This window comes from Rosenbergiella epipactidis, from assembly GCF_018494055.1.
Taxonomy (GTDB): Bacteria; Pseudomonadota; Gammaproteobacteria; order Enterobacterales; family Enterobacteriaceae; genus Rosenbergiella; species Rosenbergiella epipactidis.
Window position 1 is genome coordinate 176,002 of sequence record NZ_JABBFQ010000001.1, and the last position, 26,291, is coordinate 202,292.

Here is a 26,291-nt window from a genome sequence, read left to right on the forward strand (position 1 = left end):
AATTATGCTGCGCGAAAGCGCGCTGGCTAGCAGAAAATTTGTCGCATTATACACAGATTTTAGCAAAGAGGGCAGCGCACTCAACTTGCTTTAAAGCTATGGAGACGGTTCATCGCGCGTAACCGATCTTCTTTTAGCCAGACCTCGGTACAGCGTGCGGCTTCATCAATCGCATCATCGATTAACTTTTGCTCGCTCAACGGCGGTTTACCTAATACGAAGCCGGTCACCTTATTGCGGTCACCAGGGTGGCCGATCCCGATACGCAAGCGATGGAAGTCGGCAACATTACCGAGTTTATTGATAATATCTTTTAAACCGTTATGTCCGCCATGGCCGCCGCCTTGTTTGAACTTGGCGACGCCAGGAGGAAGGTCCATCTCATCGTGTGCAACTAAGATCTCTTGCGGTGGGATCCGATAAAAGTTAGCCATCGCCGCAACCGCTTTACCACTTAAATTCATAAAAGTAGTGGGGACCAGCAGTCGTATATCTTCCCCGGCAATGGATAGACGCGCCGTCGCGCCAAAAAATTTCGCTTCTTCTTTTAAGGGTTGGCGAAAACGGTCAGCGAGTAGGTCGGTATACCAGGCACCGGCATTATGTCGCGTGGCGGCATACTCAGCACCGGGATTCGCTAAGCCAACAATTAATTTAATGGTACTCACAGGAATTATCCTTCGCGGGGCAAAACGCTAGTGTACTGCATGCAAGAAGGGAAGTTCAAAAACATTCCCGTCGACGTATTTTGTTGGGTCGCACAAAGTGTTAAAAAGTCCCAGACTGTGATCCCGGTTAAAGATAATCCTGCGATTAGCGCCTACACTTTTGTCAAGTTCTGTAAGACTTAGCTAAGGAGAAGCGAATGAAACGCGTACATACTTCGTTGATAGGCAATGCGTTAATGGTGGTGGGATTGGTATTATCGGTCAGTAGTCTACTGATCGCGTTATTAAGCCAAGCCGAAGGATCGATCTTTACGGATAGTTGGGCAACAGGTTCGGTGCTAGGGATTTTTCTGGGGGCGTTTTTCTGGTTAATGGGGGCGCAGCTCAGTGGCCGAGAGAAGGTATGTGAAAAATATTATCTACTACGTTTCCACCAACGGCATCCACACCGTCGTCGTCACTCCTAATGGCGGAAAAAAAATGGGCCTTTCGGCCCATTTTTTACGTAATTAGTGCTCAAACATCGCAGAGATTGACTCTTCATTACTGATACGACGGATCGCTTCTGCCAACATTCCCGAGAGGGTTAGGGTTCTAACGTTCGGAAGTGCTTGGATTTCAGGTGATAACGGGATGGTGTCACAGACGACTACTTCGTCGATCACTGAGTTGCGAAGATTCTCGAGCGCGTTGCCAGAGAAGATAGGGTGGGTTGCGTAAGCAAAGACACGCTTTGCGCCACGCTCTTTCAAGGCTTCTGCTGCTTTACACAACGTCCCACCCGTATCGATCATATCGTCGACGAGAATACAGTCGCGACCTGCTACATCACCGATAATATGCATCACTTGAGAAACGTTGGCACGAGGACGGCGTTTATCAATGATTGCCATATCAGTATCGTTTAATAATTTGGCGATGGCACGTGCACGTACAACACCCCCGATATCGGGAGAAACCACGATCGGATTCTCCATGTTGAGCTGCTGCATATCTTCAAGGAGAATTGGGCTACCGAACACGTTATCGACCGGCACATCGAAGAAACCTTGGATTTGTTCGGCGTGTAAGTCAACGGTCAGGACACGGTCAACACCAACACTTGAGAGGAAATCTGCAACCACTTTGGCGGTGATTGGGACACGTGCAGAACGCACGCGACGGTCTTGACGCGCATACCCAAAGTAAGGGATTACGGCAGTGATACGGCCGGCCGAGGCACGACGCAGTGCATCGATCATGACGACCAGTTCCATCAGGTTGTCATTGGTCGGCGCACAGGTGGATTGGATGATGAAAACATCACCGCCCCGTACATTTTCGTTAATCTGAACACTGACTTCTCCGTCGCTAAAACGGCTTACAGCGGCGTTTCCTAGAGTCGTGTATAAACGATTGGCAATGCGTTGCGCTAGTTCCGGCGTGGCGTTACCAGCAAAAAGCTTCATATCAGGCACGAGTTAAACCTCAGGCTTTGGGTCCAAAGAATGCCCACCGTAATCGGGCATTCTCACAGGTATAGGTAAGTAACAGCAGGTACAGACCCTGGAACGGGTAAGCCAGTTACCTGCCGCCAATCACTCCGATAACCGTTGATGCAAGGGCGAAATATTAGCACCCTTTGCAACAAAACAAGTCATCCAAGGTGGAGTGAGAGTAAGGACATGACGAGCAGCGGCTTCACTGTCGAATTCAGCAAACACGCAAGCACCAGTGCCCGTCAGTCTTGACGGAGCGTATTCTAGCAGCCAGTTGAGTAATTCATCAACCTTACGAAAACGTTTTCTTGCGATTGCTTCACAATCATTCGACCAAGGCGAATGCATTAATTGTTCTGCACTCCGCACCGGACTATCACGGGTCAAATCAGGATCATTAAAAATGACTGGCGTCGGGATACTCACGCCAGGATGAGCAACCAGGTACCATTTCTCTTCAGGCTGCACGGGGGTCAGTTGCTCGCCTATCCCCTCGGCCAACGCTGCATAGCCGTGGACAAAAATCGGCACATCAGCACCAAGTGCCAGGCCGAGGTCAGCGAGTTGGGTGAGAGAATAGTTAAGTTGCCATAGCTGATTCAGTGCAATCAAGGTCGTGGCAGCGTTAGATGAGCCACCGCCTAGGCCGCCACCCATCGGTAATTTCTTATCAATCCCGATGGTGACGCCGACCGTTGCCTCGCACCGCTTATCAGCAATGGCTTGCGCCTTAAGACGCAAGGCGGCGCGATAGATCAGATTATCTTCACAGCGGACATTTTCAATATCGTTCATTAGACGAATATGAGCGTGTTGATCCGCCGCAAAGGTCATCTCATCGCCATAATCCAGAAACTGAAAGAGCGTCTGCAAATTATGATAGCCGTCGTCACGTCGACCGGTTATTGACAGAAATAAGTTTAATTTGCCAGGGGAGGGCCAGCGTTCAATCATTGTGTCGTCCAGCTATCCATACGTAACTTGATTCGTTGTCCTTCTGTCGTTAACTCTACGTTGGCGGGTAGCGCAGGGGAAACACTGTTGTTATAGCTGCTGATCGACACATGCCAAGTTACGCCATTTTGGCTGTAATCTGCGCTCTGCAACTGATAATTATCATTAAGCGTAAAATGATCAGCATTACCCGGTAGGCCCAACATCCATTGGCGTAAATTATCTAGAGGGATCTGCATGCCAGTGAGTTTGCCGATCATCGTCTGGGCATCGTGGCTCATGTAACGCTGACCTTTATTATCCACAAGTTGAACCGTATTGCCTTGTTGATCGAGCTGTAGCTCGGTGCTGCCGATAGGACTGGTCAATAATAAACGGTAGCGGTCAGTCGCCTGTTGTTGCCAGTTAAAGCGCGCGTAAACCTTTTGTTTATCTGAAAGATAGGCGAAGGCACCAAGTGTTTCAAAATGGGTCACGGTGCTCACTTGGGCTTGATGCTGTTTCCATTGCGCAGAGTCAGGGCTTTTACCGGGTCCTTGAGGGGCTTGATGAGAAACACAGGCACTTAATAACAGTGTGACCACCGGGATCACCACTCGTAAACGCTTTGCAGGAATAACTCGCACGCTTTTCTCCTTGACGGGCCGTCGATGACGGCGGAATTTAACGATCAATGCTATATTCAGCATAACACATGCAAGAAAAGAATCTTATTACACACTTATCTTTTGTATGGCTTTTCATGACAGGAAGCATCTTGTAGAATGGCCGCACAAAAATGCCTGTAAGGTTTGTAGGGTAAAAGTAATCACATCATTATGACGCTGCTAGCACTTGGAATAAATCACAAAACTGCTCCTGTCGCGCTTCGCGAACGGGTGGCGTTTGGCCCTGATATCTTAGATAACGCATTAGACAGTTTACTGTCTCAGCCATCAGTGCACAGTGGTGTCGTACTTTCAACCTGCAATCGAACCGAGCTTTATTTAAGTGTTGATGAACAGCACGATATTCAGCAACAGCTAATCCAATGGTTATGTAACTATCATCATCTGGATGAAACAGAGGTCCTCAATAGCCTCTATTGGCATCAGAATAACGCCGCCGTTAGCCATTTAATGCGCGTGGCAAGTGGACTTGATTCTCTTGTTTTGGGCGAGCCGCAAATTTTGGGGCAGGTTAAAAAAGCTTACGCCGAATCCCAGCGCGGGCATGTCATTAATGGTGAACTGGAACGTATGTTCCAAAAAACCTTCTCTGTGGCTAAGCGGGTGCGGACTGAAACTGAAATTGGTAGTAGCGCGGTGTCTGTTGCCTTTGCCGCCTGTACCTTAGCCCGGCAAATTTTTGAATCATTGAAAAAAGTCACCGTTTTACTGGTCGGCGCGGGCGAGACGATTGAACTGGTTGCGCGTCACCTGCGTGAACATCAGGTTAAACGGCTTATGATCACCAACCGTACCCGTGAACGGGCACAGCGTCTGGCGGAAGAAGTCCATGCTGAAGTCATCGACTTTGGGGCGCTACCTGAACATATTGCCTCCGCGGATATTATTATCTCCTCCACCGCCAGCCCGCTACCCGTTATTGGTAAAGGCATGGTGGAAAGTGCCTTAAAGCAACGACGTCATCAACCGATGCTGATCGTCGATATTGCGGTTCCGCGCGATGTCGAACCCGAAGTCGGTAAAGTAGAGTCTGCTTATCTTTATACCGTGGATGATCTGCAAGCGATTATTCAACACAATATGGCGCAACGAGAAGCAGCAGCCGTTGAAGCAGAAACCATCGTGGTACAAGAGAGCGGTGAGTTTATGGCTTGGCTGCAAGCGCAAAATGCCGTCGATGTGATCCGTGATTATCGGCATCAGGCCGAAGATATCCGTGAAGAATTAATGCAACGGGCATTATCCGCACTTTCTCAAGGTCAAGATCCACAGAAAGTGATGCAAGAGATGGCCCACAAATTGACGAATCGCTTGATTCACTCACCCACAAAATCTCTTCAGCAAGCTGCGCGTGAAGGCGATGCTGAGCGTTTACAAATCCTGCGTGATAGCCTCGGCCTCAGTTAGGCACAGGCTATTTCCCCTTTTGTTATTGGACAAATAATTCATACATGAAATCTTCTATTGTTGCCAAACTTGAAGCCCTACAGGAACGTCATGAGGAAGTCGAAGCGATGCTCGGCGATGCAGGTGTTATCGCTGATCAGGAGCGTTTTCGCGCTCTCTCCAGGGAATATGCTCAGCTCACCGACGTGACCAATTGTTTCCGTCAATGGTGTCAGGTACAAGAAGACATTGAAACGGCCAATGAAATGTTAGCCGATCCCGAAATGCGTGAAATGGCCTCAGATGAACTGAAAGAGGCTAAAGCGCAAAGCGAAGAACTCGAACAATCGCTACAGGTCCTACTGTTACCGAAAGATCCTGACGACGAACGTTCATGCTTCGTCGAAGTACGTGCCGGAACCGGTGGTGACGAGGCCGCCCTGTTTGCTGGCGACCTTTTTAGAATGTATAGCCGTTATGCCGAGGCAAATCGCTGGCGCGTGGAAGTGGTCAGCGCCAATGAAGGTGAGCATGGCGGATATAAAGAGATTATCGCGCGCATTGAAGGTGTTGGTGTGTACGGTCGAATGAAGTTTGAATCCGGCGGTCACCGTGTACAACGTGTCCCGGAGACCGAATCACAAGGGCGTATCCACACCTCAGCTTGTACCGTTGCCGTGATGCCAGAGATCCCTGAAGCGGAACTCCCGGATATCAACCCTTCCGATCTGAAAATCGATACCTTCCGTTCGTCGGGAGCAGGTGGCCAGCACGTTAACACCACCGACTCTGCGATCCGTATTACCCACTTACCAACGGGTATCGTGGTCGAGTGTCAGGACGAGCGTTCACAGCATAAGAACAAAGCTAAAGCACTTTCTGTACTTGGCGCGAGAATTCACGCCGCTGAAATGGCGAAACGCCACGAAGAAGAAGCGTCTACGCGTCGTAACCTGTTGGGGAGTGGTGACCGTTCTGATCGGATTAGAACCTATAATTTCCCGCAAGGTCGTATTACTGATCACCGTATCAACCTTACCATTTATCGTTTGGATGAGACGATGCAAGGAAAACTTGAGAGTCTTATCGAACCGGTCGTTCAAGAGCACCAAGCCGATCTACTGGCGGCCTTAGCAGGTCAAGAGTAATGCAGATCCGTCACTGGCTACAAGAAGTAGTCCCATTACTGCAGCACAGTGACAGTGCAAAGCGTGATGCTGAGGTGATCCTCAGCCATGTCCTCGATAAGCCCAGAAGTTGGTTAATCGCTTTTGATGACTACGGATTAACGGTCGAACAGCTGGCTGTTTTGGCTGAGCTGATCGCGCGTCGTGGTCGGGGTGAGCCGATCGCATACTTATGTGGGCAGCGAGAATTTTGGTCTTTACCTTTGTCGGTTTCCCCAGCAACCTTAATCCCGCGGCCGGATACGGAAGTGCTGGTTGAACAGGCACTTAGCCTTCTGCCGCCAACACCGGTTAAGGTGCTTGATCTGGGGACGGGAACGGGGGCGATAGCCCTAGCCTTGGCCAGTGAGCGGCCTGACTCGCTGTTTATAGGTGTGGATCGTATTGCTGAGGCGGTGGAACTTGCACGCGGTAATGCGCAGCGTCTTTCAATTAATAATTGCCAGTTTCAATTGAGTCACTGGTTTGAGGCGTTATCGCCAAATGCTTTCGATATGATCGTGACGAATCCACCTTATATCGATGCAGACGACCCCCATCTTACTCAAGGCGATGTTAATTTTGAGCCACGGAGTGCCTTAGTCGCTCCCCAGCAGGGGTTCGCCGATTTACAGCTTATTATCCAGCAAGCCCCGCAATGGCTAGCCCCTGGTGGATGGTTATTAGCTGAGCATGGCTGGCAACAACATCAACAAGTTCAGCAGCTTTTTGTCTCGGAAGGGTTTGACGCCGTGGCGACGCGGGTTGATTATGGTGGTAATCCACGAGTGACTTATGGCAAATTCGCTCAAGTGTCGAAAAAGTTATTGTAGATGATGAACTATTTGAAAACTATATCTCGAAAGAGTCACGCAAAGCGTTGCTCGGCTTATTTATTAATAGGGAGTAAATGATGGCTCCCGACGAAATGGTAACCACTACACAGCGTTCGTTATCTGAAGCAATGATTGCGCTGACTGCGCAAGTTCGTGACGATTTCCCAGAAACCTGGGTGCGGCAACAGTTGGCATCATTACTTAGCGAAGCGAAAGAATATTTAGCCGCCGAGCCTAATCCAGATCTGAAATTGGATCGGTTGTTGGATTTATTTTTTAAACAGTGGGGCTTCGCCAGCATCAGTGGCGTGTATCGGCTTTCTGAGGCACTTTGGTTAGACAATGTGTTGACGTGCCGCGAGGGCAGTGCTGTATCGCTCGGGGCAATCTTACTGTACCTCAGTGAACAACTGGAGATTCCACTGTTCCCAGTAATTTTCCCAACACAGTTGATTTTACGCGCTGACTGGGTGGACGGTGAAATGTGGTTAATTAACCCTTTCAACGGCGATACGCTTGATGAACACACCTTAGATGTTTGGGTGAAAGGGACGATTGGACCAACTTCAAGCATCGATGATATCGATTTGGAGCCAGCGACTTCTGAAGAGGTGATTCGGAAATTACTCGAAACGCTTAAGGTTTCTTTAATGGAAGAAAACCAGATGGAGCTCGCGCTACAGATTAGTAAAGTATTGGTGGCGCTTGATCCCGATGACCCTTATGAAATTCGTGATCGCGGTTTAATCTACGCTCAACTCGAATGTGAACACATCGCATTGACCGATCTGGCATATTTTGTGGAACAATGCCCCGAGGATCCGGTCAGTGAAATGATTAAAGTGCAAATGCATACTATCGAATATAAGTCGGTCACTTTACATTAGTGACCCCTGCAATCAGCCAAGTAAAGGATAAAAGTATGGTCCAAAAAGTTGTGTCTATCGGTGATATCCGTGTAGCAAATGATCTGCCGTTCGTATTGTTCGGGGGAATGAATGTTCTGGAATCTCGTGACCTCGCCATGCAAATCTGTGAGCACTACGTCAAGGTAACTGAGAAGCTCGGTATCCCGTATGTCTTCAAAGCGTCTTTCGATAAGGCAAACCGCTCATCTATTCACTCCTACCGTGGCCCGGGCCTTGAAGAAGGGATGAAGATCTTTCAAGAGCTTAAAGCAACTTTTGGCGTCAAAATTATCACTGACGTTCATGAGGCGAGCCAAGCACAACCTGTTTCAGAAGTGGTTGATGTGATTCAGCTTCCCGCTTTTCTTGCCCGTCAGACCGACCTTGTCGAAGCAATGGCTAAAACTGGCGCTGTGATTAACGTCAAAAAACCACAGTTCGTTAGCCCAGGGCAGATGGGAAATATTGTTGATAAATTTGCTGAGGGCGGCAACGATAAAGTCATTCTTTGCGACCGCGGAAGCAACTTTGGCTACGATAACCTCGTTGTGGATATGCTGGGCTTTAATGTAATGAAGAAAGTTACCAACAATTCTCCGGTTATTTTTGATGTGACCCATGCCTTACAGACACGTGATCCTTTCGGCTCTGCATCAGGGGGGCGTCGTGCCCAGGTGGCTGAGCTGGCGCGTGCAGGAATGGCAGTAGGTATCGCAGGGCTATTTATCGAAGCTCACCCGCAACCGGCACAGGCGCGTTGTGATGGTCCTTCTGCGTTACCCTTAGATAAGTTAGAACCTTTCTTACAGCAAATGAAAGCGATTGATGACTTGGTGAAATCCTTCCCTGAGTTGGACACAAGTAACTAATAAGAAAGGGCCGCGAAGGCCCTTTTTTTTAAAGTAATTTTCTACAGCATCACAGTCATTAAATAGGCCACAAATAAAACTAAGTGTGCCACGCCATTCAATACGTTGGTTCGACCCGTTGAGAATGAAATTTGGCTCAAGATTAACACGCTGGCTAAGACCACCATTTGTGGCGCATCTAATCCGAAATGTAAGTCATTCCCCGTTATCGTTGCAATGATCGTTATGACCGGTACAGTTAACGAGATAGTTGCAATCACCGATCCGAAGAAAAGATTCATTGCACGTTGAACCTGATTAGCCAGTACGGCTTTAATGGCACCTAGTCCTTCAGGCGATAAAATTAACAAGGCAATTAAGAAGCCGGTAAATTGTTGCGGTGCGTGCAAGGCGTGCAATAAGTTTTCCAACACTGGGCCGTTAAGCTTAGTCACGCTGATCACGGCAATAAGGTGAATAATTAACCAAATACTGTGCCAAGTACTACTGTGGGCGGAGGGCTTACCATGATGCGGATCACCATCATCGCTATCGTCCTCATGTTCATAGACAAAGAGACTTTGGTGAGTCTTGGTCTGAATCAACAGAAAAACGCCGTACATCACCGCGGAGAGCGCTGCGACTAACAGCGATTGCCCCGTAGTAAAATTACCACCCGGTAAAGCATTGGGGAAAATGAGCACGAGGATAGCGAGGGGAAAGATCGCGATAAGATACTGCTTCACACCCGCGAGATTAACGTATTGTGTGGCGAATTTACCGCCGCCAAGTAACAACGCGAAGCCAACTAGCCCACCGATCACTATCATAATAATAGAATAGAGCGTGTCACGCATGAGCGTCGGCTCAGCGCTGCCAGTTGCCATAAGCGCTGAGATTAAACTCACTTCTAAAATCACTACAGAAAGGGTCAGTACGAGAGAGCCGTAGGGTTCACCTAAGCGATGAGCCAATACATCGGCATGGCGGACCACACTGAAGGCACTGGAAAGGATCGCCACTAAAGCAATGATATTCATTCCGGTGGTTAACGCTAGACCGTCAGGTTGTCCAAATCCCAGTAATAGGCCGATAGCCAGAATGGGAAGCGCCAAACTAAATTCCGTATGACGTGTTTTTTCGTTACCAGGCATCCAATCTCCTTGTGCTATGCGTAGCGAGGGGGGACTCGCCAGTAGAGTATTCCTAAAGGGGGAATAATAACTATAGCAAATATTTGGACGAGTTCACTTTGTTTTACTTTGCTTTACTTTGTTCGAATTGGCTAAAAAAGCTAATGATGGATTTTAACACATTGAATAAAATGGTTATTAATAAAATTACCATGAAGTTATCATAAGTATTTGTCATTAATTATATGTCCATAACTACTATTTATAACGGTTTCGATCGATACCTTTGGTTTACCGTGCGGAATAGTTGCTTTGTAAGTAAAGTGTTAGTGAACTGCTGTCGTTAATAAGAAGAAATAATTTTAGCGTACTTTCTCAGCCTGCAGTCTTCACACTGATTACGGACTTTGTCATGATGGGAAAGTGTCCACCACAGAGGGGCGTAGTTGTGCTAACCCGAGAGTTTTTGAAAAGTGCTGACTGCCAATCGTCGTTTGGCCCAATCGAGGAAAGCTTGCTGCTTTCTACTGAACAACGCACCGCATCATTACACCAATTTTTACTTAACAAACCAAGCAAAGGGCCACTTTGGGTATTTGGTTACGGTTCCTTGATGTGGAATCCGCTCCTCGATCATGATCGGGTGGAGACCGCACATCTTGGAGGATGGTCGAGGGAATTTTGTTTAAGTTTAATCGCGGGGCGGGGCACCGCTGAGGCGCCCGGGCGGATGTTAGCGTTAGTGAAAGGGGGCAGCACCACCGGTCTCGCATTTAAACTCTGTTGTGAGAGTTGGGAATCTGAGTTGGCGTTATTATGGAAAAGGGAGATGTTGACCGGTTGTTATCGACCTCTCTGGCAACCTCTCACTCTTGAGAGTGGCGAAATTATTGAAGCCTTAGTATTTGTTGCCAATCCTCAACATTGTCAGTTCAAAATTGAGGAAAGTATGGCGTTCAAAGCAAGAACCATTGCAAGTGCCCAAGGCCCTTTAGGTAAAAACCTGACTTATTTACAAGAGATGGTCGCCACTTTTCAGCGTTACGGTATCCAAGAACCCACACTGACCGCCTTAACAGAATACGCAGTCCAATTATCGATGGAATTGAGCGCTACAACTTCGGAATGAGATGCTATTGTGATCTAGCTCTCGGCTTATATACTTATCGGACCTATCTCTCAGCATGATCAAAAGAGGAGTTGTTCCTATTGTTAACCATTAAGCGTGACCCAGCATCCTTAACCAAGATATTAATGGTGCTTTCTCCATTGCTGGTGTTAAGTCGTGCCCAAGGTAGTATGCTTCACCCGTCGACGCCCAGTGCTACGATGGAAAGCGCTTCCTACACCGCAGCGCTACCTGATTTAGGTTCATCTCAATCTTCGACCTCTCAGGTCGACCCGCGGCTTACCGATATCGCAACCAGTTTGGGGAAGTCCCTACAAAATTCAGACGATGATACCAGTGCCGAGCGTAGTGCAAGAGAGTGGGCGTTTAATCATGTCAGAGACAAACTGACGGAAAAGGTCGACAGCACCGGCGAACATATACTTTCTCCCTTGGGTCAAGCGAATCTCAGCCTTAACGTCGATATGGAAGGCAAATTTACCGGATCGACCGGATCGCTGTTAACTCCCCTCAATGATAACGGCCAACGTCTAACGTTCAGTCAACTCTCTGTTAACCAGAGCACCCTAGGGACAGTAGGCAGTGCAGGGCTAGGACAACGCTTCTCCAATAATCAGTGGCTCTTCGGTTATAACGCCTTCTTGGACCAACTCTTTACCAACAATCAGCAACGCGGTTCAATTGGTACAGAACTATGGAGCCATTACCTGCGTTTTTCCGCAAATTACTATACGCCATTATCGGGGTGGAAAAATACTTCCGCGACCCAGTCTCAACGGATGGCCCGTGGCTATGATATTACTAGCCAAGGTTACTTACCTTTCTATCAACAACTGGGGGTAACCGTTTCGTGGCAACAATATCTTGGCGAAGGCATCGATATCTTCAATGATGGTAATTACTATAATAATCCGCGCAGCATGTCTGTCGGGTTGACCTATACCCCAATCCCCTTAGTCACGGTATCTGCCTCGCACAAAGAAGGCTCAGGGGGGACGAGCCAGGATGTCTTTGGCCTCAATGTAAACTATCACTTTGGCCAATCCCTCTCGCAACAGCTGTCGCCTTATGCCGTGGCCGATGCGCGATCGCTATTTGGCAGTCGGTATGACGTTGTCACGCGAAATAATCTGCCTGTCATGAGCTACCGTAAACGCCAAGCTTTCTCAGTTTATTTGGCAACCCCGCCTTGGCAACTTAATGCCGGGGATTCGATCACATTAGTGGTTCAGGCTACGCCGAATAAATCGATTAAAAACGTTGAATGGCAAGGCGATACCCGACAACTCAGTCTAACGCCACCGGTTAATGCTCAGCAATTAACGGGGTGGACAATCATCCTGCCTGCTTGGAACGACGCACCCGGTGCAAAGAATGAATATCACCTTGCGGTGACGGTAGATAATGGCAAAACACGAGCAACCTCAAATACGATTACGTTGAAATCAGAGCCACCGGCGCAGCAGCCTGATTATTTCAATCAAGGTGATGCAGGATAATCGCAGCAGTTAACGCATTCTTAACAGAGTAATGTGCTGGACTTTGCAATGATTGCAATATAGACGAATATTAGGGGTGAACGTTTGCAGGTTTTTACTGAACTGCGCGTTGCTTGACAATGGATCTCTTATTATGACTTCCGTGTTCACGACATTCTCGTGGTTGTAGATAAGTTAAGGAAACTAAGATGCGTAAAGTAACATCATTATTATTAGTTAGTTCTTTATTGATGGGTTCAGCATCAATGGTCTATGCAGAGACAGCACCATTAAGCGCAACCCCAACTGAACATCCCCATATGAAAAAGCGCCCACATGGCGCACCTGAAATGATGCTGATGAAAGGGATTGTATTAACCGACGCTCAAAAGCAACAGATCCACGGCATTCTTGACCAAGGGCGTAAGAATATGACGCCTCCTTCAAAAGCAGACCGTCAGGCGGCGTTTGATCTGATCACCGCAGAAAAATTTGATGCATCGAAAGCACAAAGCTTGGTAGATAGCCATGCTGCTCAAGACAAACAACGTATGCTAAATCGCTTAGAAACGGACAATAAAATCTATAACTTATTGACCGCTGACCAAAAGAAACAGTACCAAGCGAACTATGAAAAGATGAAGAATTTTAAACATCCGGCGCCTAATGCGGCCCCACAACAAAACTAAATCATTGACTGCGGAGGTTGCCTCCGCAGTTTTTTTTATTTCTGCCAAAAATCGTCGAAAACAGTAATAGGCGTCCGGCGTTTATGTTCAGTTTTCGTATACCAGTTTTCAATAATCGCTGCACGTTCTGCGGCAATCGTCTCTCCCTCCAAGTAAGCATCGATATCGGCGTAGGTTACCCCTAATGCAACTTCATCTTTAAGACCGGGACGATCATCTTCAAGATCGGCAGTTGGATGTTTTAAATAGAGATGTTCAGGGCAGCCGAGATATTTAAGACATTGCTTACCTTGTCGTTTGTTAAGTCGGAACAACGGGTTGATATCAGTCCCACCATCACCGTATTTGGTAAAAAACCCCGTTACCGCTTCGGCAGCATGATCGGTACCGACGACGACACCTTGAGTCATTCCAGCGATGCTGTACTGCGTCTTCATCCGCTCACGGGCCTTTTCATTACCGCGAACAAAATCTGAAACCGTTATTCCTGCGTCCTTTAACGCACGTTCACTGGCGAGCACCGACTCTTTAATATTCACCACCAGAGTCCTATCCGGTTGGATGAAGGCTAAGGCATCTTGGCAATCCTGTTCGTCGGCTTGAGTGCCGTAGGGTAGACGGACGGCAATAAACTGGTAGCTTGGATCGTTGAGTTCATCGCGCAGTTCGGTGATGGCTACTTGGCACAACTTTCCAGCCAGTGTTGAGTCTTGTCCTCCGCTGATCCCGAGCACCAGAGAACGTAAGCCAGTGTAATGGGTGAGATATTTTTTTAAAAAATCGACACTCCGTCTCACTTCTTCTTCAGGGTTAATGGTGGGTTTGACGCCTAAGGCTTGAATGATTTCTTGCTGTAGAGACATGGCAAAACCTCTGATAAACGGGTTAAGCGTTATCATAACGCTAAAATGCCCCCTCATATAAAGAGGGGGAGTGAGAAATTAATGTCCTTTTTGCAGGGTTTCTGGTTTTTTTGCTACAAAGATAAACATGATGATTGCCATCATAAAGCAGCCAAAAATCGTTGCTCCCATCGCCAATGCGGAAGAACCACCGATACCCGTTATCGGAATTGCGATAGAGCCTAATGTAAACATCGTGACACCGATGACGGCGGAAGCACTGCCTGCCCGGTGACCCTGACTCTGCATCGCAAGGGAGGATGCCGTGGTAGAGATTATTGCGTTACTGGCGATACTGAAGAACAGTGCTACCAAGAAGACGGGTAAACTCGCGTGTAAAAGACCACTGATGACTAAGCAGCTTGAGGCGATGAAGGCGATTATCAACCCGCAGCGTAAAATTGTATATTCGCCAAACTTAGGGCATAGACGAGAACTAATTTGCGAGGCGAGGATCAAACCGAAGCCATTTAACGCAAAACACAAACTGAAGTTTTGAGGCGATAAACCGTAGGTTTCTTGTAACACGAAAGGGGATGCTCCGATATAGGCAAACATACCTGACATCATAAAACCTTGAGTGAGACAAAATCCCATAAACGGTCGATGGCGGATAACATCGATTAATAATTTCCACGCACTGAATAACGAGCCTTGGCTACGCTTCTCAACCACTAAACTCTCTTCGATTCTGGTTTTCGCCAAGAAAAGCAGCACAACAGTCATGCCCGCTAAGACCACAAAAATCCCACGCCAACTCATATAGCTGGTCAGGAACCCACCGATGATTGGCGCTAAAATAGGGGCTAGTCCATTGACTAAAAGTAACATAGCAAAAAATCGTGTTAATTCATGGCCGCTAAATCTATCGCGAGCCACTGCACGGGATAGCACAGCGCCGCCTGCGCCACCTAACCCTTGGAAAAACCGTGCGGTTAAGAGCTGTGGTAGGGTTTGTGCAAAAGAACAGGCAATCGAGGCCAGAAGTAGAATACAGAGCGAAATCAATAAGGGTCTAATACGCCCATATTTATCACTCAAGGGGCCAAACAGTAATTGACCGAACCCTAAGCCGAGGAGTCCTGCAGTAAGACTAAGTTGTGCGCTCGCAGTGGGGACGGCTAAATCGGTGGCCAGCTGGGGGAGTGCAGGTAAATAGAGGTCAATACAGAGCGGTCCTAGACCGGCCATTAGCCCGAGTGGAATGGCTAGTGCCATACGTGGTGTGTGAGTCGTAGACATGGATCCTCAATCATATGATTCGGTGACAAAGCGGTAATGCGACGTGATAGTGGCCAAGGATAGCCATTTACCCTGTAAAGATCTATGTTAACTATTTGTTTTGCAGGAAATCTATGTCTACACTTAAAAATGTTTATATTATTACCAATAAATCTAACTCAATGATTGAATCTTGCAGAGGGACTTTATGAAAAAATTAACGGGTATTATGGTTGGCGGTTTAGCGTTAGCGGTATTGAGTGGGTGTACCACTTATCGTCAAGCGGAAAGCTACGTTACGCAACCCGTAGTGAAGAATGTTAAGAAGGGTATGAGCCGTCAGCAGGTACACCAAATTGCGGGTACACCTTCGACTGATATCACCATGGTCCATGCGCGTGGCACTTGTGAAACTTATATCATTGGTAAAGGCACGGATAATAAGCCGGTCACCTATTTCGTTAGTTACAACGGTAGCGACCGTGTAATGAACTATGGCTTCCAAAGCTGTCAAGAATACGACACTGACCCACAAGTGGCTCAGAAATAAGTATAAAAAAAGGGCCAATATCTGGCCCTTTTTTTATTACTGAATCGAGGTTTCCTCGTGATGATCCCTCTCCATAACTGATTGGTCTGTCTGCTTCAGCCAGCGGCTCGTTAGCGTTCCAGCGGTCATTGAACCGTTAACGTTTAATGCGGTTCTTCCCATATCGATCAGTGGCTCAATCGAGATTAGTAAAGCCACTAGCGTGACCGGTAAGCCCAAGGTCGGTAATACGATCAGTGCCGCAAAGGTTGCTCCGCCACCCACTCCCGCAACACCCACTGAGCTTAGAGTGACTAAGCCGACTAAGGTTGCAATCCACATAGGTTCAAAGGGGTTGATCCCCATAGTGGGAGCAATCATCACGGCTAACATGGCAGGGTATAAGCCCGCACAACCGTTTTGCCCAATCGTTGCCCCAAATGAAGCAGAGAAGCTGGCAATAGACTCTGGCGTACCAAGACGCTTCTGTTGAGCTTCGATACTGAGTGGGATCGATGCAGCACTTGAACGACTGGTGAAAGCAAAGCTAATCACTGGCCAGACTTTACGGAAATAACGTAGCGGATTGATCCCATTAATCGCCAGTAGTAAGGCATGTACCGCAAACATAATTAACAGGCCTAAGTAGGAGGCGATGACAAAGGTGCCTAATTTAACGATATCGTGATAGTTAGAGGTCGCGACGACTTTAGTCATTAACGCCATCACGCCATAAGGGGTGAGGCGCATAATCAGACGAACTAATTTCATCACCCAGGCTTGTAAAATATCGATAGCCGCGATGACTCGTTGACCTTTCTCTGGACTCTCTTTCACCAGTTGAATGGCCGCCGCGCCTAAGAATACCGCAAAAATAACCACGCTAATGATGGATGTCGGGCTTGCACCCGTTAGATCAGCAAACGGATTTTTTGGCACAAAAGAGAGAATTAATTGCGGCACAGTTAAGTCTGCTACTTGCCCAACATAGTGGCTTTGAATCGCATTTAGCCGCGCCGTTTCTTTTACTCCTTGAACCAGGCCTTCAGCATTAAGTTTAAATAAGCCGGTGACAAAGACGGCAACTAAAGCAGCAATGGCGGTGGTGAACAGCAGTACGGCAATGGTGAGGAAGCTAATTTTCCCGAGCGAACTGGCATTATGTAATCGAGCTACCGCACTGAGGATGGAAGCAAAGACCAGTGGCATCACAACCATTTGCAGCAGTTGCACATAGCCATTGCCGACAATATTGAACCAACTAATAGAGGTGGTTAATACGGAGCTCTCTACACCATATACTGCTTGTAAGCCAATCCCAAACAGTACACCAATGATTAGACCACTGAATACTCGCTTAGATAAGCTCCATTTATCATTACCAATCGCTGATAAAATCCATAATAGTACAACGAAAATCCCAATATTAATCACTAATGACCAATCCATGAATACCTCAATATAGCGTGCCCGATTCGACGGTATAACGTGAAAAAGGGCCAAACTTTACCATGTTGAGTCCTTGATATGCTTATAACTAACAGATCTATTTTATAACTTTTTTTCGCTAGTGGGTTAAGCGTAGGAGTAGCGGAGACCATTGCTGCCAAGTTTGGTTCATTTGCTGTGATCCAACGGTAATCCATTGCTTAGTGAGACTCTCCGGAGTCAATACCGTAAAGGTTAATAAGGCTATACAGAAATAGCGCTCCGGTTGGGGATGCTTAGACGAAGGGAGAATGGGTAACCTAAAACGCCAGCGGCAAGGCCAGAGGAGTGGGACACCGGCTGGTGTCAGCATATCGGCCAGAATATGACTTAAATAGCCTAATACCATGCCCTGAATCACATCATTAGGGATAAACAAATTGGCAGGGAGTTTATTCATCAGGAGAAATATGCCGATAAGCACAGCAATCAAACTATGGGTAAACCCTCGATGACCAAAAATACGTGAGATCGGTAATGATATCCAGCGCAGACGCTGGCCTAATAATGACTTAGGGTGGTCAATATCAGGAAGCAGGCTGGTGAGTAAACACGCCGGAATAAGGTGCCACCAATCGGCAGTACTGATAATTGGGGTTAAATCATAGCGTTTGGCGGCGACGGCGGTCGCCAGCGCAAACAGTAAATGGCCTTCGGCGGTCATGAGTGGATACACTTAAAGCTGGAAATACATCCAGTATAGATAAGTATACAGTGTTTGTGAATAGTGACGTTGTAACAAGAGTTATCGTTTTACTTTCCTTGCAACATTTCTAACGTTAGCGCATTCAGTGAGGGCAGCTGACGATCGGCTAAGGACCATACCGGCCACTCTGCCTGTTCTAGGGCAGGTACCGTGAAGACTTTCATGCGGGCAGCTTTCGCGGCAACCATGCCATTGACAGAATCTTCAATTGCTAAGCAATGAAGAGGATCGACACCAAGAGCCTTTGCCGCGTTGAGATAGACTTGTGGATGCGGTTTACTATAAGGCAAGGCCTCAGCAGAAGAGAGGGTGATAAAGTAGGGTGTTAATTCAAACAGACTGACGACCGTGGTGATCATCGAAATTGGTGAGGCCGACGCTAAGCCGATCTTAACACCAGATTGTTGGCATAACTGTAATGCGTGTTTGACGCCCGGCAGCAGTGGTCGCTCTTCATTGATTTTATTAATCACGAAGTCAATAATTTGTTGAGTTATCAGGGCGGCACTGACACTTTTATTTCCGGCCACCTGTAGCCATAACTTCACCACTTGATCTATACGCAAGCCCGTCGTGTCAGGAAGTTGTTGTTGTATTGCTGGGTCGATGCCGTGCGCCGAAAAGACCGTTTGTTCAGCCGTTTTCCAATAAGGCTCTGAGTTAATTAAAATACCATCCATATCAAAAATGACGGCTTTTGTCGCATGTATACCGGACATTGTCGCTCCAACTAATTGGTGAGTTATAAACGCTATTGTTCCAACTCCGATCGATTTGTCAAATAAGCTATGCTATTTATTAATGGATTAATCACTGGATAGGCAAGACTATGACCCTCGCACAAGCGCGTAATGGCGCAATCCTTAAGAAATGTATTGGATGGATTATCTTTATTATCGCTACGCTTTCTACTGCAATTTCACTTCTTAATTATCTCAGTAGTCAACGGGAGAAACTGGCGAGTATTAGCGCAGTACTCTCCGACTTCACCCGTGTCATCGTCGATATGGTTAGATTTAATACGTCTTTCTTAAATCTATTTTGGCAGCATTCGCCAGTACCAGATTTTGGTCATAGCGCGAATTTACTGTTCTGGGTATTTTTTATATTGATCTTTTTTGGTATGGCACTGAATGCCGCGGGCTCACGTCAATGGCGTCAATATCGCTATGTTACCGAGCAACTTGAAGACCATAAGGTGATCGAGAATGCAATGGGTGAACGGGAAAGAACGCCCATTGAGGCCCAACGTCTTCAGTTAACCAATCAAAGTCCGTTCCGACAATATTACTTGCTCTATCTATTACCTATCATTGTCGTGGTAATAGGTTACATTCTGTTACATTGGTTATCGCTTATTTGATAAATACTCTAGCGTTAAGTCCTAAGCAGGGCTTAGCGCGCTTTGAGTCTAACAAAAACAGTTATTCATCTGATTTACACTTTACCCCCTTTTATTTTCAAAATTCATCGTTATGATACGCACCCAGCCAACCGTCTCCCAACAATTAGAAACGGGAGCTTAAGGCTATTGCTATGCATTTATATTCAGGTATGCAGTTATCCTGCATTTTTGGACCCCTTTTGTCAGTACAGGTCATTTAATGAAAGTTTTTAATAAAGTTGCATTCACCGTTTTGTTAGGATTGGGCGCATTGAGCCAGCAAGCGCTCGCCGATAGCGTAGTATTTACCTCAATGGATAACCCAGCGACGGCTAAGAAACCTTTTGATGGGTCAGCTTCAGCAGGTTACCTCGCGCAAAGTGGCAATACCAAAAGCTCTAACTTTACCGTGCAAACGAATATGACGTGGTTCCAAGATACGATGGCCTACAGCCTATTCGGTAATGCTTCGAATACCTCTTCAAATGATGAACGCTCTTCAGAAACTTACAGCATTGGTGGCCGTATTCGTCACAACTTAAATGCTGATGACTACCTATTCGGTCAAGCAACATGGTTAAGTGATCGCTTAAATGGTTATGACAGCCGTGATACCGCGGTAGCGGGTTATGGTCGCCAAATCTTAAATGGCCCTGTGCACTCCCTGCGCGCAGAATTAGGTCCAGGTGTGCGTTATGATGATTATCATGAAGGTGGTCATAAAACGACAGCGTTGGCTTATGGTGCTTTAAGCTACCAATGGCAGCTCACTGATACCACTAAGTTCATTCAAGGTGTGTCGGTATTAAGTTCGTTCGGTGAAGACACTACGGTGAACTCTGAAACAGGTTTACAAGTAGCGATTAATTCTAATTTCTCCCTGAAATTAGCGTATAACGTGACGTGGAACAATAATCCGCCTTCGTCCGCGCCAGACCGTACTGATACCAAAACCTCTATCTTACTGTCCTACACCATGTAAGAGATTGCCACCCTTGAATATGTTGGGTGGCTAAGAGTTATCTTAACCGTTCTCCGAGCTGAGTAATTCGAGACTATGCTTAAGTTTACTTTAACTTTTAGCAGGAGAACGTTATGGATTCTTCCATCGGAAATACCCCTCCCGAGTTTAACGATAAATCCCTCGCGCTGTTTTCGACGGCACGAGAACGATTAACCTTTTATCGTCAAGAGATTCATCAAGAAATCTCCTCCTTGGCTCAACGAACGAATGCCTTCTTCACCGCCCAGTCTTTTATGGTGATTGCCTATTGTTCCGCAATGAATAATACCAATCCGCATTGGGGTGATCTTTACACGCTGTATATTCCGGTATTATTGACCATCTTTGGGGTATTCAATTGTGTGAATTCCTATATCGAAATTAGTGCAGTTTACCGAGCGCTGGATCACTGGCAAGAGAAGCAGGATTGCCTGCTTAACTCCGATATAGTGATCGGCCATGCATTCGATGAGCGTCCACTCTTTACCCAGCAGTATTACGCCAATAAGGCGCATCGATATTCCATTTTCTTCTCAAGACGCTCAACTATCCTACTCGCGTTATTATGGTTAGTGCTAGGCGGGATTACGCTCTATTTTCATTTTTGGTAACCACTACTGCGAGGCTTGATTGACCAGAGATTAAGATGGTGTCAATCCTCCCGTTGAGAATACCTCATGGCTAATCTGATGAGGAGAAATGTCCCGTTTAAGTAAGTCAGCAGAGACCGCTTGTATAAACCCTGCAGGCCCGCAAAGATAGTAATCAGCGTTATCAGTCAGCAGTGAGGGCGGAACCGATTCGAGCGTAAATCGACCGCCACCAGTTAGGGCTTGGCTATAATGTATCAATGTCTTAACGCGAGAATGGTGTTCTGCAAGCCGAGTCACCTCCTCGCGCAGGGCATAATGGGCGGCATCTTGTGTGACATGAATAAAACTGATCGCTGCTGGGGGCTGGGAAGTCGGCATTTGAGTTAGCCCCTCTAATAGGGCCACCATAGGCGTAATACCAATACCTGCACTAATAAATACGTTATGTTTCGTCGCATCTTTAACGGTAAAGTCTCCCATTGGTGCGCTGACTTCTACACGGTCACCCACTTGCATCTGATGGTGGAGAGTCGAGGAGACATAACCGGGTGCTTGTGCGAGCGACTCTTCTTTAACGGTTATTCTAAAAAATTGCCCATTGGGTGCAGTAGAGAGGCTATATTGCCGGGGTTGTTTATAGCCCAATGACGGAACTTGAACCCGTATTGAGATATATTGACCTGGACGATAAGCCGGTAAGGCTAAAGCATCAGTCGGCGCTAAATAAAGGGAGCTAACGTTGGCAGTTTCGGCAACTTTTTTAACGAGAGTAAATTCACGCCATCCAGACCACCCGCCTTGTTCTTGCATTAATTGCGCATACATTCTTTTCTCTGTATCAATCATTAATGCTGCCAGCTGTTGATAAGCAGCCGCAAATATCGAAATATATTAGTGGTTGGTGATGTGCACGGTTGCCACACGTTATTGATGAGAAGACTATATGATGTTGGGTTTGATACCGAGAAAGATTTACTCGTTTCAGTTGGTGACCTGATAGACCGCGGGCCCGAGAATATTGAGTGCTTGGATTTAATCAATATGCCTTGGTTTGCAGCGGTGCGCGGCAATCACGAGCAGATGATGATAGATGGCCTGAATAACCCATCACTTACTCTTCACTGGACGATGAACGGTGGTGATTGGTATTTCCATCTCGATTATGAGCAAGAGCTACAAGTCAAAAGCCTTATCAATCAGGTCATCAAGTTACCGCATATCATTGAAATAAATATGAAAGATGGTCGGCGAATTGTGGTATGCCACGCAGATTACCCCGGTTCAAAGTATGAGTATGGTAAGCCCGTTGATGTGGAGAAAGTTATCTGGAACAGGGAGCGAGTCAGTAAAGCGTGGGATGGCATTGGATTCAATATCGATGGGGCAGACCTGTTTATTTTCGGTCACACACCAGCCCAGAGGCCGTACCAGTATCACAACCAGATGTACATCGATACCGGAGCTGTGTTCTGCGGAAACCTAACCGTGCACCAAATTCAGGGAGGGAGTGATGCGAAAGCCAAGACGCCGATGCAAGATATGCCGTGAGTGGTTTAATCCCAGATTCGATAACGAATGGTGGTGCAGCCCAGAACACGGCGCAGAGTATGGATTAATCCTCAGAGAGAAGGAGAAACTCAAAAAAGAGCAGCAACGCAAGAAAGAAGCCCAGCAAGAAAGACGTCACCACCAGATACGAAAGCTAGAAGTAAAACCCCTCAGTTATTTCCACAGCAAAGCCCAAGCAGCATTCAACACATACATCCGCACAAGGGACGCAGAGCAGCCCTGTATCAGCTGCGGGCGTCATCACGAGGGTAAGTACGACGCAGGGCATTATCGAACGCGTGGAGCCTCGCCAGCGACCCGCTATGACGAAGCCAACTGCCATAAGCAATGCGTTCCCTGTAACCAGCACTTATCAGGAAATATCGAAAACTACACGCCGAACCTTATCGAAAAAATAGGGCAGGAGGCATTCGAAGTTTTAATGGGTCCGCACCCGGTAAAGAAATGGACGCGGGAAGAGTTGTAGCAACTGGCGGCGTACTACAGGCAGAAAACCAGAGAGCTAATTAAGCAGAGGGAGTGGGTATGAATCACTTTCACTTAGAAAGAATCGCTAGAAATGCTGAAATAAATCGCAAGCCAGTAACTGTGAGTGTTGGATTATTAAAAATGGCTCTGGAAGAAATAAGAATGCAGAGGGTTACAGGTGATACATTTCTCACTAAAGCCGCGATAGCTACTCTCGAAGATGCTCTGGAAAAGGCAGGTCACTCATGACTTGGCTAACCAAACTCCTTAACCACTTCTCACCCATAACCCCAACAGTCCAGTACAAAACCCCACAGAGCTATCCAGCCCAACCCGGCAATAAGCGGAGGAAGAAGTGATGAGCTTAGAATCAACAGTGAAGTATCATTACGCTAAGACACAAAACTTTAGTGGTATGGCCCGGGCAACATCTCCTGACAAACTAACGGGCACGGATTACATCGCAGCGATGGGTTTCGCTATGTCAAATGCGCAGCTTGGCTATCATGCATTTATGGGGAAGGTTGGAATTAGTGAAAACGACGCTCAAAACGCCGTATCACTACTAACAGAATATGCCTTAGAAAACTGCGATAAGGTTGCCGCCTTACGCAAGCTTGATGCTGATATTAAGCCACTTGTTATGCAAAGACTCGCAATTTATGCCTACATGGATTATTGCCAAAGCGCATCAACCAAAAAGCCATGCCAATGTTGTGAAGCAACAGGCTTTATTGAGGTTGAGAAGTTCACGATGAAATCAGCATTCGGGGTCGTTAGGCCGGATCAGGTAACGTCCATCACCAGACTTGAATCACGACTTGGCTGTAACGTGGGTCGTGAGGTTAGAGAGGTTGTGAAAGTCCTGTGCCATGAGTGTAAAGGCAAAGGCGTTGTATCATCTGCCTGCCTCGACTGCAAGGGGCGAGGGAAGGCGGCAGACCGCAAGGAAACGTTAAAACAAGGCGTACCAGTAATCGGAGAGTGCAAACGCTGCGTTGGTAGAGGATTCGAGAGGATACCGTCCACTGAAGCATTCCGAGCAATTGAGGAATTAGAGGTAGTTTTAACCTTGGCCACACGGAAGAAAAGCATTAAGCCATTCTATGACCAGTTAATCACTAAAATTGAAATAGAAGAGTCGTGGGCTAATACTTCTTTAGCAAAAGCAACTATGCAATATCTAATTGGAGAAAATATTTCTACAGGCTATTTACTTTTCCCGAACCTGTGGTTATGATTACCAACAATTAGTATTCCGTCCTGTTGTAAGGGATGAAAAAGAACCTCGCTCCGGCGGGGTTTTTTTATGGAGTTTTCGTCATGGTTAGCGATTGTTTTTATCATCTAAAAATAAATGCAAACGATGATTATAAGTTGGCGGCGGCCTAAGAAACCTAGCCACGGGGTATTCCAGTTCCCTGTTACCGAATCTGGCGCACTGGCCCGGTGTGATTAATAACGGGCACACAACAGATGAGCGCATTCACAGCTTCCGGCTATCAGTCAGCGGCATTAAATGAGTGCGCTTTTCGTTGTGATAAATGTGTGTTTGAGAGTATTGACCCAGTAATTACATTGTTGTAAATATTATGCGCCGCCTACAAACCCATCCGGTTAATCACGCATTAGGGCGGTAGGATACAAAAGACTGCCTGTGCTTTTGTGTTCTTGACTACAAAGACATGGTAAGAATGCATTGCCATGCGCCCAACCAGAATTTAAGCCTCACAGATGTGGGGCTTTTTTTTAATTTTTTGAAAATATTTCTAACTTGCTCACATAAACTATTTCCAGAATGCTTAAAATTCGCTCTCGACTTTATCAAGTAGAGGCCAAGATGAAAGTATTATTATTGGTTATTGTGTTCATGGTTACCGGTTGTTCGCTGGACAATATAGGCAGGAGGGAAACCCCCGGTAAAATTGGTGTTTTCCCAGGTCGCAGCAAGGTATTCGATACAGGTTCTGACAGGCAGAGAGCCAAAGAAATGAGAAGGGATATAATGTCTGGCAAGTCTCCAGACTGGTAGTTGGAAAACCATCATAATCAAATAGCGACGTTTCGTAGTATCATCATTTTTATTCCCCCGAATTCGAGGGAATAAACCATTTTCGCGACGTCAGCAATATGGTTACAAAACCGCAAATAATCGACATGTTACTGATATATGTCGATGGTGCGTACATAACACATTTCAAGGCTTCACTTCGGTGAGGCCTTTTTTATTTCACCGCAAGTCAATCCCAATTATCCCACACAGATACTATCAAGTGACAGGCGGTGAATCCCTACTACAAATCCCCACTCGGGGGTGGAAATGAAAATGAATAATGACCCTCATATCGTCTCTGAATGGGGACGACTCCTGCATAGCTGGTGGTCAGGAGACACACCTGTTGGGGCGGTGCTTATGGCAGTCGTGATGTCTGTTCTAAGAATTGCTTACACAAGCGGCGGCTGGAAAAAGATGTTACTTGAAGGACTGTTGTGTGGTGCCTTAACGCTTACCTTCGCCTCTGCTTTTGAATATTTTAACTTACCTAAGACGCTATCTGTAGGTATTGGTGGCGCAGTCGGTTTTATTGGCGTGGACTCAATTAGAGCTTTCGCTATGCGCTTTATCGGAAACAAATTAGGAGTGAGCAATGACCAGCACTAGCGGCGCACGTGGGATTCGAAATAACAACCCGGGAAATATTCGATGGGGAGATGATTGGCAGGGCTTAGTGCCCAAGTCAGAGCGTATTGATAAGTCATTCTGTCAGTTTACGGCTTCTGAATATGGTATACGCGCCATGATTATCATTTTGCGGAACTATGAAAAGAAGCACGGGTTAAACACCGTCAGAAAAATCATTAACCGCTGGGCCCCTCCTGTTGAAAACGATACCGATGCTTATATCAACAGCGTGGCTAAACAAGTCGGCGTTGACGCGGATAAGGTTATCGATGTGACGGATAGCCGGGTGATGATCCCTTTACTTGAGGCAGTCATTACCCATGAGAACGGAAATCAGCCTTATGACTTCGCTACCTTCGTCAAGGCAATTGATTTAGCTAACGGGTAATGGTTATGAGCAGAGA

Annotated in this window: 30 protein-coding genes; 19 read left to right on the forward strand and 11 right to left on the reverse strand. The window is 46.8% G+C overall.

Translation table 11 applies throughout. From position 1 onward, the window contains the following. Positions 1-80: 80 nt before the first annotated feature. Complete coding sequence (gene pth / locus HGT71_RS00860; RefSeq protein ID WP_214216124.1) at positions 81-668, reverse strand: aminoacyl-tRNA hydrolase; 588 nt, start codon at positions 666-668, stop codon at positions 81-83. A 197-nt stretch (positions 669-865) separates the two neighbouring features. Between pth and HGT71_RS00865 the strand changes: the two genes are divergently transcribed. After that, complete coding sequence (locus HGT71_RS00865; protein WP_214216125.1) at positions 866-1,135, forward strand: DUF2583 family protein; 270 nt, start codon at positions 866-868, stop codon at positions 1,133-1,135. Between the two features lie 42 nt (positions 1,136-1,177). Here HGT71_RS00865 and prs read toward each other — a convergent pair whose 3' ends face one another. The 3 genes from prs to lolB form a co-directional block, all read right to left on the reverse strand. Next, positions 1,178-2,125, reverse strand: coding sequence for a ribose-phosphate diphosphokinase (gene prs / locus HGT71_RS00870; protein ID WP_048913187.1), 948 nt, complete (start codon positions 2,123-2,125; stop codon positions 1,178-1,180). A 120-nt stretch (positions 2,126-2,245) separates the two neighbouring features. Beyond that, on the reverse strand, positions 2,246-3,100 hold the full coding sequence (ispE, locus tag HGT71_RS00875; protein WP_214216126.1) for a 4-(cytidine 5'-diphospho)-2-C-methyl-D-erythritol kinase: 855 nt from the start codon (positions 3,098-3,100) through the stop codon (positions 2,246-2,248). After that, complete coding sequence (gene lolB, locus HGT71_RS00880; protein WP_342355439.1) at positions 3,097-3,726, reverse strand: lipoprotein insertase outer membrane protein LolB; 630 nt, start codon at positions 3,724-3,726, stop codon at positions 3,097-3,099. Before lolB ends, ispE begins: the two co-directional genes overlap by 4 nt. 192 nt (positions 3,727-3,918) lie before the next feature. Between lolB and hemA the strand changes: the two genes are divergently transcribed. From hemA to kdsA, 5 genes are all read left to right on the forward strand, one after another. Continuing rightward, the gene (gene hemA, locus HGT71_RS00885; protein WP_214216128.1) at positions 3,919-5,175 is read left to right on the forward strand and encodes a glutamyl-tRNA reductase; all 1,257 of its coding nucleotides are present in this window, start codon (positions 3,919-3,921) and stop codon (positions 5,173-5,175) included. Positions 5,176-5,219: 44 nt separating this feature from the next. Further along, entirely contained in the window at positions 5,220-6,302 is a 1,083-nt protein-coding gene (gene prfA / locus HGT71_RS00890) for a peptide chain release factor 1 (protein ID WP_048913184.1), read from the forward strand. Beyond that, positions 6,302-7,153, forward strand: coding sequence for a peptide chain release factor N(5)-glutamine methyltransferase (prmC, locus tag HGT71_RS00895; RefSeq protein WP_214216129.1), 852 nt, complete (start codon positions 6,302-6,304; stop codon positions 7,151-7,153). The genes prfA and prmC overlap by 1 nt, the downstream gene beginning before the upstream one ends. A gap of 80 nt (positions 7,154-7,233) precedes the next feature. Then, on the forward strand, positions 7,234-8,043 hold the full coding sequence (gene sirB1 / locus HGT71_RS00900) for an invasion regulator SirB1 (RefSeq protein ID WP_214216130.1): 810 nt from the start codon (positions 7,234-7,236) through the stop codon (positions 8,041-8,043). A 35-nt stretch (positions 8,044-8,078) separates the two neighbouring features. Then, positions 8,079-8,933: a 3-deoxy-8-phosphooctulonate synthase gene (gene kdsA / locus HGT71_RS00905; protein WP_048913181.1), complete on the forward strand. Its 855-nt coding sequence runs from the start codon at positions 8,079-8,081 to the stop codon at positions 8,931-8,933. A 41-nt stretch (positions 8,934-8,974) separates the two neighbouring features. Here kdsA and chaA read toward each other — a convergent pair whose 3' ends face one another. Continuing rightward, positions 8,975-10,066, reverse strand: a complete 1,092-nt coding sequence (chaA, locus tag HGT71_RS00910; RefSeq protein WP_214216131.1) for a sodium-potassium/proton antiporter ChaA — start codon at positions 10,064-10,066, stop codon at positions 8,975-8,977. Positions 10,067-10,493: 427 nt separating this feature from the next. Between chaA and HGT71_RS00915 the strand changes: the two genes are divergently transcribed. From HGT71_RS00915 to HGT71_RS00925, 3 genes are all read left to right on the forward strand, one after another. Beyond that, complete coding sequence (locus HGT71_RS00915; RefSeq protein ID WP_214216501.1) at positions 10,494-11,174, forward strand: gamma-glutamylcyclotransferase; 681 nt, start codon at positions 10,494-10,496, stop codon at positions 11,172-11,174. Between the two features lie 80 nt (positions 11,175-11,254). Continuing rightward, positions 11,255-12,673 (forward strand): YchO/YchP family invasin, encoded by a 1,419-nt coding sequence (locus HGT71_RS00920; RefSeq protein WP_214216132.1) that lies wholly within the window; start codon positions 11,255-11,257, stop codon positions 12,671-12,673. Positions 12,674-12,861: 188 nt separating this feature from the next. After that, on the forward strand, positions 12,862-13,341 hold the full coding sequence (locus tag HGT71_RS00925; RefSeq protein WP_214216133.1) for a Spy/CpxP family protein refolding chaperone: 480 nt from the start codon (positions 12,862-12,864) through the stop codon (positions 13,339-13,341). A 35-nt stretch (positions 13,342-13,376) separates the two neighbouring features. Here HGT71_RS00925 and nadE read toward each other — a convergent pair whose 3' ends face one another. Together nadE and HGT71_RS00935 are read right to left on the reverse strand one after the other, a co-directional pair. Beyond that, the gene (nadE, locus tag HGT71_RS00930; RefSeq protein ID WP_214216134.1) at positions 13,377-14,204 is read right to left on the reverse strand and encodes an ammonia-dependent NAD(+) synthetase; all 828 of its coding nucleotides are present in this window, start codon (positions 14,202-14,204) and stop codon (positions 13,377-13,379) included. A 78-nt stretch (positions 14,205-14,282) separates the two neighbouring features. Next, positions 14,283-15,485, reverse strand: coding sequence for a multidrug effflux MFS transporter (locus HGT71_RS00935; RefSeq protein WP_214216135.1), 1,203 nt, complete (start codon positions 15,483-15,485; stop codon positions 14,283-14,285). 187 nt (positions 15,486-15,672) lie between these two features. Between HGT71_RS00935 and osmE the strand changes: the two genes are divergently transcribed. Continuing rightward, positions 15,673-16,014: an osmotically-inducible lipoprotein OsmE gene (osmE, locus tag HGT71_RS00940; RefSeq protein WP_062812166.1), complete on the forward strand. Its 342-nt coding sequence runs from the start codon at positions 15,673-15,675 to the stop codon at positions 16,012-16,014. Between the two features lie 36 nt (positions 16,015-16,050). On the opposite strand, the gene HGT71_RS00945 is transcribed toward osmE, so the two are convergent. From HGT71_RS00945 to hxpB, 3 genes are all read right to left on the reverse strand, one after another. Continuing rightward, complete coding sequence (locus HGT71_RS00945) at positions 16,051-17,442, reverse strand: L-cystine transporter (RefSeq protein WP_099825347.1); 1,392 nt, start codon at positions 17,440-17,442, stop codon at positions 16,051-16,053. Positions 17,443-17,560: 118 nt separating this feature from the next. After that, positions 17,561-18,145, reverse strand: a complete 585-nt coding sequence (locus tag HGT71_RS00950) for a metal-dependent hydrolase (RefSeq protein ID WP_214216136.1) — start codon at positions 18,143-18,145, stop codon at positions 17,561-17,563. Positions 18,146-18,234: 89 nt separating this feature from the next. Further along, complete coding sequence (hxpB, locus tag HGT71_RS00955; protein WP_214216137.1) at positions 18,235-18,906, reverse strand: hexitol phosphatase HxpB; 672 nt, start codon at positions 18,904-18,906, stop codon at positions 18,235-18,237. Positions 18,907-19,016: 110 nt separating this feature from the next. On the opposite strand from hxpB, the gene HGT71_RS00960 reads away from it, so the two are divergent. From HGT71_RS00960 to HGT71_RS00970, 3 genes are all read left to right on the forward strand, one after another. Then, positions 19,017-19,550 (forward strand): YniB family protein, encoded by a 534-nt coding sequence (locus tag HGT71_RS00960; protein ID WP_214216138.1) that lies wholly within the window; start codon positions 19,017-19,019, stop codon positions 19,548-19,550. Between the two features lie 241 nt (positions 19,551-19,791). Beyond that, positions 19,792-20,553: a DUF481 domain-containing protein gene (locus HGT71_RS00965; RefSeq protein WP_214216139.1), complete on the forward strand. Its 762-nt coding sequence runs from the start codon at positions 19,792-19,794 to the stop codon at positions 20,551-20,553. A gap of 113 nt (positions 20,554-20,666) precedes the next feature. Then, positions 20,667-21,185 carry a hypothetical protein gene (locus HGT71_RS00970; RefSeq protein WP_048912066.1) on the forward strand — a complete coding sequence of 173 codons (519 nt, stop codon included), beginning with the start codon at positions 20,667-20,669 and terminating at the stop codon, positions 21,183-21,185. Positions 21,186-21,215: 30 nt separating this feature from the next. On the opposite strand, the gene HGT71_RS00975 is transcribed toward HGT71_RS00970, so the two are convergent. Further along, positions 21,216-22,013 carry an FAD-binding oxidoreductase gene (locus HGT71_RS00975; RefSeq protein ID WP_214216140.1) on the reverse strand — a complete coding sequence of 266 codons (798 nt, stop codon included), beginning with the start codon at positions 22,011-22,013 and terminating at the stop codon, positions 21,216-21,218. A gap of 12 nt (positions 22,014-22,025) precedes the next feature. Here HGT71_RS00975 and HGT71_RS00980 point away from each other — a divergent pair, with 12 nt between their 5' ends. From HGT71_RS00980 to HGT71_RS01005, 6 genes are all read left to right on the forward strand, one after another. Then, positions 22,026-22,715, forward strand: a complete 690-nt coding sequence (locus tag HGT71_RS00980) for a metallophosphoesterase (RefSeq protein WP_244986369.1) — start codon at positions 22,026-22,028, stop codon at positions 22,713-22,715. Further along, positions 22,678-23,202: a recombination protein NinG gene (locus tag HGT71_RS00985; protein WP_214216142.1), complete on the forward strand. Its 525-nt coding sequence runs from the start codon at positions 22,678-22,680 to the stop codon at positions 23,200-23,202. Before HGT71_RS00980 ends, HGT71_RS00985 begins: the two co-directional genes overlap by 38 nt. Before the next feature lie 59 nt (positions 23,203-23,261). Then, a complete protein-coding gene (locus HGT71_RS00990; RefSeq protein WP_214216143.1) occupies positions 23,262-23,453 on the forward strand; it encodes a hypothetical protein in 192 nt (63 codons plus the stop codon). A gap of 109 nt (positions 23,454-23,562) precedes the next feature. Then, positions 23,563-24,444 (forward strand): antitermination protein Q, encoded by an 882-nt coding sequence (locus HGT71_RS00995; protein WP_214216144.1) that lies wholly within the window; start codon positions 23,563-23,565, stop codon positions 24,442-24,444. 1,080 nt (positions 24,445-25,524) lie between these two features. Continuing rightward, the gene (locus HGT71_RS01000) at positions 25,525-25,866 is read left to right on the forward strand and encodes a phage holin, lambda family (RefSeq protein ID WP_214216145.1); all 342 of its coding nucleotides are present in this window, start codon (positions 25,525-25,527) and stop codon (positions 25,864-25,866) included. Beyond that, positions 25,853-26,275, forward strand: a complete 423-nt coding sequence (locus tag HGT71_RS01005) for a structural protein (protein WP_214216146.1) — start codon at positions 25,853-25,855, stop codon at positions 26,273-26,275. The genes HGT71_RS01000 and HGT71_RS01005 overlap by 14 nt, the downstream gene beginning before the upstream one ends. Positions 26,276-26,291: the final 16 nt, after the last annotated feature.

Excerpts from the sequence above, each read along its gene's own strand:
- prfA (WP_048913184.1), top strand. The coding sequence starts at position 5,220 with ATGAAATCTTCTATTGTTGCCAAACTTGAAGCCCTACAGGAACGTCAT.
- HGT71_RS00985 (WP_214216142.1), top strand. The coding sequence starts at position 22,678 with ATGCGAAAGCCAAGACGCCGATGCAAGATATGCCGTGAGTGGTTTAAT.
- HGT71_RS00960 (WP_214216138.1), top strand. The coding sequence starts at position 19,017 with ATGACCCTCGCACAAGCGCGTAATGGCGCAATCCTTAAGAAATGTATT.
- HGT71_RS01005 (WP_214216146.1), top strand. The coding sequence starts at position 25,853 with ATGACCAGCACTAGCGGCGCACGTGGGATTCGAAATAACAACCCGGGA.
- HGT71_RS00965 (WP_214216139.1), top strand. The coding sequence starts at position 19,792 with ATGAAAGTTTTTAATAAAGTTGCATTCACCGTTTTGTTAGGATTGGGC.
- HGT71_RS00995 (WP_214216144.1), top strand. The coding sequence starts at position 23,563 with ATGAGCTTAGAATCAACAGTGAAGTATCATTACGCTAAGACACAAAAC.
- HGT71_RS00945 (WP_099825347.1), bottom strand. The coding sequence starts at position 17,442 with ATGGATTGGTCATTAGTGATTAATATTGGGATTTTCGTTGTACTATTA.
- HGT71_RS01000 (WP_214216145.1), top strand. The coding sequence starts at position 25,525 with ATGAAAATGAATAATGACCCTCATATCGTCTCTGAATGGGGACGACTC.
- HGT71_RS00975 (WP_214216140.1), bottom strand. The coding sequence starts at position 22,013 with ATGATTGATACAGAGAAAAGAATGTATGCGCAATTAATGCAAGAACAA.
- ispE (WP_214216126.1), bottom strand. The coding sequence starts at position 3,100 with ATGATTGAACGCTGGCCCTCCCCTGGCAAATTAAACTTATTTCTGTCA.
- HGT71_RS00925 (WP_214216133.1), top strand. The coding sequence starts at position 12,862 with ATGCGTAAAGTAACATCATTATTATTAGTTAGTTCTTTATTGATGGGT.
- kdsA (WP_048913181.1), top strand. The coding sequence starts at position 8,079 with ATGGTCCAAAAAGTTGTGTCTATCGGTGATATCCGTGTAGCAAATGAT.
- osmE (WP_062812166.1), top strand. The coding sequence starts at position 15,673 with ATGAAAAAATTAACGGGTATTATGGTTGGCGGTTTAGCGTTAGCGGTA.
- prmC (WP_214216129.1), top strand. The coding sequence starts at position 6,302 with ATGCAGATCCGTCACTGGCTACAAGAAGTAGTCCCATTACTGCAGCAC.
- nadE (WP_214216134.1), bottom strand. The coding sequence starts at position 14,204 with ATGTCTCTACAGCAAGAAATCATTCAAGCCTTAGGCGTCAAACCCACC.
- HGT71_RS00950 (WP_214216136.1), bottom strand. The coding sequence starts at position 18,145 with ATGACCGCCGAAGGCCATTTACTGTTTGCGCTGGCGACCGCCGTCGCC.
- hxpB (WP_214216137.1), bottom strand. The coding sequence starts at position 18,906 with ATGTCCGGTATACATGCGACAAAAGCCGTCATTTTTGATATGGATGGT.
- HGT71_RS00970 (WP_048912066.1), top strand. The coding sequence starts at position 20,667 with ATGGATTCTTCCATCGGAAATACCCCTCCCGAGTTTAACGATAAATCC.
- HGT71_RS00935 (WP_214216135.1), bottom strand. The coding sequence starts at position 15,485 with ATGTCTACGACTCACACACCACGTATGGCACTAGCCATTCCACTCGGG.
- hemA (WP_214216128.1), top strand. The coding sequence starts at position 3,919 with ATGACGCTGCTAGCACTTGGAATAAATCACAAAACTGCTCCTGTCGCG.
- sirB1 (WP_214216130.1), top strand. The coding sequence starts at position 7,234 with ATGGCTCCCGACGAAATGGTAACCACTACACAGCGTTCGTTATCTGAA.
- HGT71_RS00865 (WP_214216125.1), top strand. The coding sequence starts at position 866 with ATGAAACGCGTACATACTTCGTTGATAGGCAATGCGTTAATGGTGGTG.
- HGT71_RS00990 (WP_214216143.1), top strand. The coding sequence starts at position 23,262 with ATGAATCACTTTCACTTAGAAAGAATCGCTAGAAATGCTGAAATAAAT.
- chaA (WP_214216131.1), bottom strand. The coding sequence starts at position 10,066 with ATGCCTGGTAACGAAAAAACACGTCATACGGAATTTAGTTTGGCGCTT.